Source organism: Streptomyces sp. NPDC000941, from assembly GCF_053599555.1.
Genome location: NZ_JBSFMM010000083.1, coordinates 38,517 through 45,756, shown reverse-complemented (window position 1 = coordinate 45,756; position 7,240 = coordinate 38,517). Strand labels below are relative to the sequence as shown.

The window sequence follows — 7,240 nt, the reverse complement described above, 5'->3', positions numbered from 1 at the left end:
TGGCGAGCGAGAGCGCGACATCGGCGGTGTCCGCCCCGGGGTCGGTGTCCACGCGGGCCGCCAGGCGGGCGGCCTGGGCCCGCAGCGCCGCGCGGCCACGGCCGGAGAGCAGCCAGACGACGGATCCGTTGCCACCCCGGGGTGCGGTCTCCTCGGGCTCGGGGGTGGGCGGCGTGGGCTGTTCGACGATCAGGTGGGCGTTGGTGCCACTGATCCCGAACGAGGACACACCCGCCCGGCGCGCCCGGCCGGTCGACGGCCACTCCACCGCCCGGGTGAGCAGTTCGACCTCGCCCGCCTCCCAGTCCACATGCGACGACGGGGCGTCCACATGCAGCGTGCCCGGAAGCACACCGTGCCGCATCGCCATCACCATCTTGATCACACCCGCCACGCCCGCCGCGGCCTGGGTGTGCCCGATGTTCGACTTCACCGACCCGAGCCACAGCGGTCGTTCGCGATCCTGCCCGTACGTGGCCAGCAGCGCCTGCGCCTCGATGGGGTCGCCCAGCGTGGTGCCCGTACCGTGCGCCTCCACCGCGTCCACGTCCGCCGCCGACAGACCGGCGGTGGCCAGCGCCTGGCGGATCACCCGCTGCTGGGACGGGCCGTTCGGCGCCGTCAGACCATTGGACGCGCCGTCCTGGTTGACCGCCGAACCCCGCACCACGGCGAGCACTTCGTGACCATTACGGCGCGCGTCCGACAGCCGCTCCAGCACCACCACACCCACGCCCTCGGACCAGCCCACACCGTCGGCCGACTCCGCGAACGCCTTGCACCGGCCGTCCGGCGACAACCCCCGCTGCCGCGAGAACTCGATCAACGACGCGGGTGTCGACATCACCGTGACGCCGCCGGCGAGCGCGAGCGAGCATTCGCCCTCCCGTAGCGCCTGTGCCGCCAGGTGCATGGCCACCAGCGAGGACGAACACGCGGTGTCCACGGTCACCGCCGGCCCCTCCAGGCCCAGCGTGTACGACACCCGGCCCGAGGCCACGCTCGGGGACGTGCCGCTGCCCAGGAAGCCCTCGAAGTCGCCGCCGCCCGCGAGGACGGTGCCGTAGTCGTTGTACATCACTCCGGTGAACACGCCGGTCCGGCTGGAGCGCAGCGACACCGGGTCGATCCCGGCCCGTTCCACCGCCTCCCAGGAGGTCTCCAGCAGCAGCCGCTGCTGGGTGTCGGTGGCCAGCGCCTCGCGCGGGCTCATATTGAAGAAGGCGGCGTCGAACTCGCCCGCGTCGTGGAGGAATCCGCCACCACGGGTGTACGTGGTGCCGTGGTGGTCGGGGTCCGGGTCGTACAGCGTCTCCAGGTCCCAGCCGCGGTTGGCGGGCAGCCCGGAGATCGCGTCGGTGCCCTCGCTGACCAGCCGCCACAGCTCCTCGGGCGAGCCGACGCCGCCCGGATAGCGGCAGCCCATGCCCACGATCACGATGGGGTCCTCGACAGCCGTGACGGGATTCGGCCGTGCCGGGTCGGGGGCTGCCGCGGCACGGCTGCCGAGGAGTTCATCGCGTACGTGGACGGCGAGCGCGGTGACCGTCGGGTAGTCGAAGACGGCGGTGGCCGAGGTGCGCAGCCCGGTGGCCGCGCTCAGCCGGTTGCGCAGCTCGATCGCGGTCAGCGAGTCGAACCCCAGGTCCTGGAAGGGGCGGTCCGGGTCCACAGCCTCGGGGCCCGCGTGCCCGAGCACGGCGGCGACCTGGGCCCGGACCACGTCCACCACGGCCCGGGTGCGCTGGTCGCCGTCGAGCCGGGCCAGCCGCTGCGCCAGCCCCGAGGCAGTCCCCGAGCCCGCCACCACCGCCCGGCGGTGGGCCTTGCGGACCAGTCCGCGCAGCAGATGCGGTACGTCGGCGGAGGCGCGCAACGCCGCCAGGTCGAGCCGTACCGGCAGCAGAACGGGGTGGCCGCTGGAAACCGCGGTGTCGAACAGGGCGAGGCCCTGCTCGGGCGAGAGGGCGGGGGTGCCCATACGGGCCAGCCGCCGCAGGTCGGTCTCGGTCAGGGTGCCGGTCATCCCGTCCGACAGGGCCCAGGGCCCCCAGGCGAGGGACTGGGCCGGCAGGCCCTGGGACCTGCGGTGGCGGGCGAGCGCGTCCAGAAACGCGTTGGCCGCCGCGTAGTTGCCCTGGCCGGGAGTGCCGACGGTGCCGGCCAGCGACGAGAAGACGACGAACGCGGACAGCTCCAGCCCGTCGGTCGCCCGGTGCAGGGCCCAGGCCGCGTCGACCTTGGGCCGCAGCACGGCGTCCATACGCTCGGCCGTCAGCGAGCCGATCATGCCGTCGTCGAGCACTCCGGCCGCATGCACGACCGCGGTCAGCGGATGCTCGGCCGGGATCCCCGCCAGTACGGCGGCCAGGGCGGCGGGGTCGGCCGCGTCGCAGGCCACGACGGTCGCGTCCGCCCCGTGGTCGGCGAGGTCGGCGACCAGGTCGGCGGCGCCCTCGGCCGCGCCGCCGCGGCGGCTGAGCAGCAGCAGATGGCGTACGCCGCGCTCGGCGGCCAGATGCCGGGCGACCAGGGCGCCCAACCCGCCGGTGCCCCCGGTGATCAGGACCGTGCCGTCGGTGTTCCAGCCGGGCTCCGGATCCGCCGCGTTGCCCGTGTCCGCCGCATCCGACACGGGGGCGGTGACCCGGGCGAGCCGCGGGGCCAGCACGGTGCCCTGGCGGACGGCCAGTTGGGGCTCGTCTGCCATCAGCGCCGACGTGGGAAGGACGGCCGAGGGGTCCTCGGGGTCCAGGTCCAGCAGGGTGAACCGGCCGGGTGCCTCGGCCTGCGCGGAGCGCACCAGGCCCCAGACGGCCGCCGCGGCGAGATCGACGGGCGCGCCCGCGTCTTCGCCACGGGATTCCCCGGACGTGGCTGCTCCGCGGTCGGCGGCCACCGCCCCGCGGGTCACGAAGACCAGCCGGGTGCCCGCGGGCCCCTCCTCGGCCGACCAGACGCGCAGCAGATCAAGCGCCCGTGACGTCAGCGTACGGACCGCGTCGGCCGTCTCCTCGGCGGTGTCGTCGAGCATCGGGACCAGCACCGCACCGGGCGATACGCCATCCGGCCCGGTCAGCACGGCAGGGTCAGCCGGGTCAGCCGGGTCGTCATGGACCCGCGCCTCGGTGCCGGCGGCCCATAGCGTCTCGGCGAGGCCCAGGACGTCCGGGCCGAGCACCACCACGGGCCCGGACGCGGCCACCGTCGCCGTCCCGTCCGTCGCCGAGGCGGGCAGCGGCGTCCAGTCCACCCGGAACAGCGAGTCCCGCCCGGCCACGGCACCGTCTCCGGGGCCGTCGGCCGGCATGGTGCGCAGCGTCAGCGCCTCGACGGAGGCGACGGGTTGGCCGGAGGGATCCGCGACCGCGATCGACAGGGTGTCGTCAGCGGCTCGGGACATCCGTACGCGTATCTCGGACGCGCCGGTCGCGTGCAGGGACACGCCCTCCCACGAGAACGGCAGGGCGGTCCCCCCGCCGTCGGGGTCCGGGTCCCGGCCGGGGTCGGCGAGCATCGCGTGGAGGGCGGCGTCGAGCAGCGCGGGGTGCAGTCCGAACGAGCCGTCGGGGGCCTGGGCCGTAGGCTCCAGCGCCACCTCGGCGAACGTGTCCGCACCGCGTCTCCAGGCGGCCCGCAGCCCCTGGAAGAGCGGCCCGTACTCGAGGCCGTCCTCCGCCGCCAGCCGGTCGTAGAGCCCGTCGAGCGAGAGAGGTTGCGCATCGGCCGGCGGCCACTGGGCGGCGTCGAAGGTGATGTCGTGTCCGCCGGTGGTGAGCACGCCCGTGGCGTGCCGGGTCCAGGGCAGCTCGTCGGTGCCCTCACCGTCACCGTCACCGTCGCCGTCGCCGTCGCCGTCGCCGTCGCCGTCGGGCCGGGAGTAGAAGTTCAGGGTCCGCCGGCCGGACTCGTCCGGGCTGCCGACCCACATCTGCACCTGGACGCCGCCGTGTTCGGGCAGTGCCAGCGGCGCGGCGAGGGTCAGGTCCTCGACCCGGTCGCAGCCGACCTCGTCACCCGCGCGGATGGCCAGCTCCAGGAAGGCGGTCGCGGGCAGGATGGCGGTGCCGCGTACGGCGTGGTCGGCCAGCCAGGGGTGGGTCCGCAGGGAGAGCCTGCCGGTGAGCAGGAAGCCGTCGGAGTCCGCCAGGGACACGGCGGCGGCCAGCAGGGGGTGGTGCGCGGCGCCCATGCCCGCGGCCCGCATGTCGCCCGCCGGAGTGGCGAGGCCCTTGGGCCAGTACCGCCGGCGCTGGAACGGATAGGTCGGCAGGTCCACCCGGCGGACGCCGGTCCCGGCGAAGTAGCGGTCCCAGCCGACCGGGACGCCGCGTACGTAGAGCCCGGCCAGCGCGGTGGTGACGGCCACCGGCTCCGGGCGGCCCGGCCGCAGCAGCGGGACGGCGGCGCCGGGACCCTCAGCATCCTCGTCCAGGTCCCCGTCGGTGGCGGTGTTGTCGAGGCAGGTCCGGGTCAGCGCGGACAGGACGCCGTCGGGGCCCAGCTCCAGGTAGGTGTCGACGCCGTGTCCGTGCAGCCAGCCGATGCCGTCGGCGAACCGCACCGCCTGGCGTACGTGGTCCACCCAGTAGTCGGCGGACGTCAGCTCCTGCACGGTGGCCTGGGCGCCGGTCAGGTTCGATACGACCGGCACGACCGGCGCCCGCAGCGACAGCTCCGCGACCACGGCGCGGAACTCCTCGAGCATCGGCTCCATGTGGGGCGAGTGGAAGGCGTGGCTGACCCGCAGCCGCTTGGTCTTGCGGCCCTCGCCCGCGAAGTGCGCCTCGATCTCGGCCACCGCATCCTCGTCGCCCGCCACCACGACGGCCGAGGGGCCGTTGACCGCCGCGATGGAGACGTGGTCGGCGCGCCCGGTCAGCAGCGGCGCCACTTCGGACTCGGTGGCCTGTACGGACGCCATCGCCCCGCCGGCCGGCAGCTCCTCCATCAGCCGGCCGCGTGCCACGACCAGCCGCGCCGCGTCGGCCGGCGAGAACACCTCGGCCACGTGGGCGGCGGCGATTTCCCCGATGGAGTGCCCGGCCAGGAAGTCAGGGGTGATGCCCCAGGACTCGACCAGCCGGAACAGGGCGACCTCGACGGCGAACAGCGCGGGCTGGGCGTATGCGGTGCGGTCCAGCAGGGCGGCTTCCGGGGTGCCCTCGGCGGCGAAGAGTATGTCGCGCAGCGGGCGGTCGAGCCAGGTGTCCAGCGCGGCGACGGTCGCGTCCAGCGCCTGGGCGAACACCGGGAAACGCTCCGCCAGTTCGCGCCCCATGCCCGGCCGCTGGCTGCCCTGCCCGGCGAACAGGAAAGCCAGCTTCCGCGTGGCTCGTGCGGTGCCCCTGACCAGGCCGGCGGGGGAATCGCCCGAGGCCAGGGCGGACAGCGCGGCGGCCGCCGTGGCGCGATCGCCCGCGGTGACGACGGCGCGGTGTTCGAAGCCCGCGCGGGTGGTGGCCCGCGAGAAGGCGAGGTCGGCGAGGTCGAGCCCGGGGCGGGCGTCCAGGTGGGCGTGGAGCCGGGCGGCCTGCTCGCGCAGCGCCTCGGGGGTCCGGCCCGACACAGGCAGCGGCACCACGCCCGGGTCGAGCGTCACGACGGGTTCGGGCAACTCGGCGGGGTCGGCATCCGAGCCGAGCCCAGCCGCAACGCCATCGGAACCGGTCGGCTCGTCCTCCCCTGGTACCTCGGCGGGAGCGGGGGCTGGGGCCTGTTCGATGATGGTGTGGGCGTTGGTGCCGCTGATGCCGAACGAGGAGACCCCGGCCCGGCGCGGCTCGCCGGTGACCGGCCAGGCGGTCGGCTCGGTCAGCAGTTCCACGGCGCCCGACTCCCAGTCCACATGGGTCGAGGGCCGGTCGATGTGCAGGGTGCGCGGCAGCACCCCGTGCCGCATCGCCATGACCATCTTGATGATGCCCGCGACACCGGCCGCGGCCTGGGTGTGCCCAAGGTTCGACTTCACCGATCCGAGCAGCAACGGGCCCCGGTCGCCGCGGCTCTGACCGTACGTGGCCAGCAGCGCCTGGGCCTCGACCGGGTCGCCCAGCGTCGTACCGGTGCCATGCGCCTCCACCGCGTCGATCTGGTCGGCGGACAGCCGTGCGTTGATCAGCGCCTGCTCGATCACCCGCTGCTGCGAGGGGCCGTTGGGCGCGGTCAGGCCGTTGGACGCGCCGTCCTGGTTGACGGCAGTGCCCCGCACCACCGCCAGCACCTCGTGTCCGTTGCGCTGCGCGTCCGACAGCCGTTCCAGGACGAGTACGCCGACTCCCTCGGCCCAGCCGGTGCCGTCCGCGGTGTCGGCGAACGAGCGGCAGCGGCCGTCGGCCGACAGCCCGCCCTGGCGGCCGAACTCGATGAAGGTGGCCGGGCTCGACATGATGGTGATGCCGCCCGCGAGCGCCAGCGAGCACTCCCCCGCGCGCAGCGACTGGGTGGCCAGATGCAGGGCCACCAGCGACGACGAACACGCCGTGTCCACGGTGACGGCCGGTCCGACGACACCGAAGGTGTACGAGAGCCTGCCGGACATGACGCTCGTGGTGTTGCCGGTGAGCTGGAAACCCTCCACACCGTCGGCCGGGCCCACCCGGTAGTCCTGCGCCATCGCGCCCACGAACATGCCGGTCCGGCTGGAGCGGAGGGTGCCCGGTTCGATTCCGGCCCGCTCGAACGCCTCCCAGGCGGCCTCCAGCAGCACCCGCTGCTGCGGGTCCATCGCCAGCGCCTCGCGCGGCGAGATCCCGAAGAAGTCCGCGTCGAACTCGGCGGCTTCATGCAGGAATCCGCCGGAGACGGCCGTCCCGGCCAGCTCGCGAGGATCCCAGCCCCGGTCGGTCGGCAGGGCGGTGATGCCGTCCGCACCGGACTCGACCATGTGCCACAGGTCCTCCGGGCCATTCACCCCGCCCGGGTAGCGGCAGCTCATGCCGACAATGGCGATCGGCTCCTGTGCCGCGGCCTCGATCTCGCCCAGCCGGCGTCGGGTTCGCCGCAGATCGGCGCTCGCCCGCTTGAGATAGTCCCTGAGCTTCTGTTCGTTGTCCATCTCACTCAACCCGTCTCGACGCTGGCGGCAGGCAATCCGCACAGGCAGGGGAGGGATTCGTCGCGACCGAACCCACCGGACATACGCGGCCGGGGTGGCGCCGGGGCCACCGACCGGGGCCGCGACCGACCGTTTCCCCCCACTCGGGAAACGGCGGTCGGCGGCCCCTCGGGGTGGCCACAT

The 7,240-nt window shown here is 74.4% G+C and carries 1 protein-coding gene; it reads right to left on the bottom strand.

Features of this window, described 5'->3' with window-relative positions:
• On the bottom strand, nucleotides 1-7,057 hold a 7,057-nt coding region (locus ACWDSL_RS25670), incomplete at its 3' end, for a type I polyketide synthase (protein ID WP_450489162.1).
• Nucleotides 7,058-7,240 lie beyond the last annotated feature (183 nt).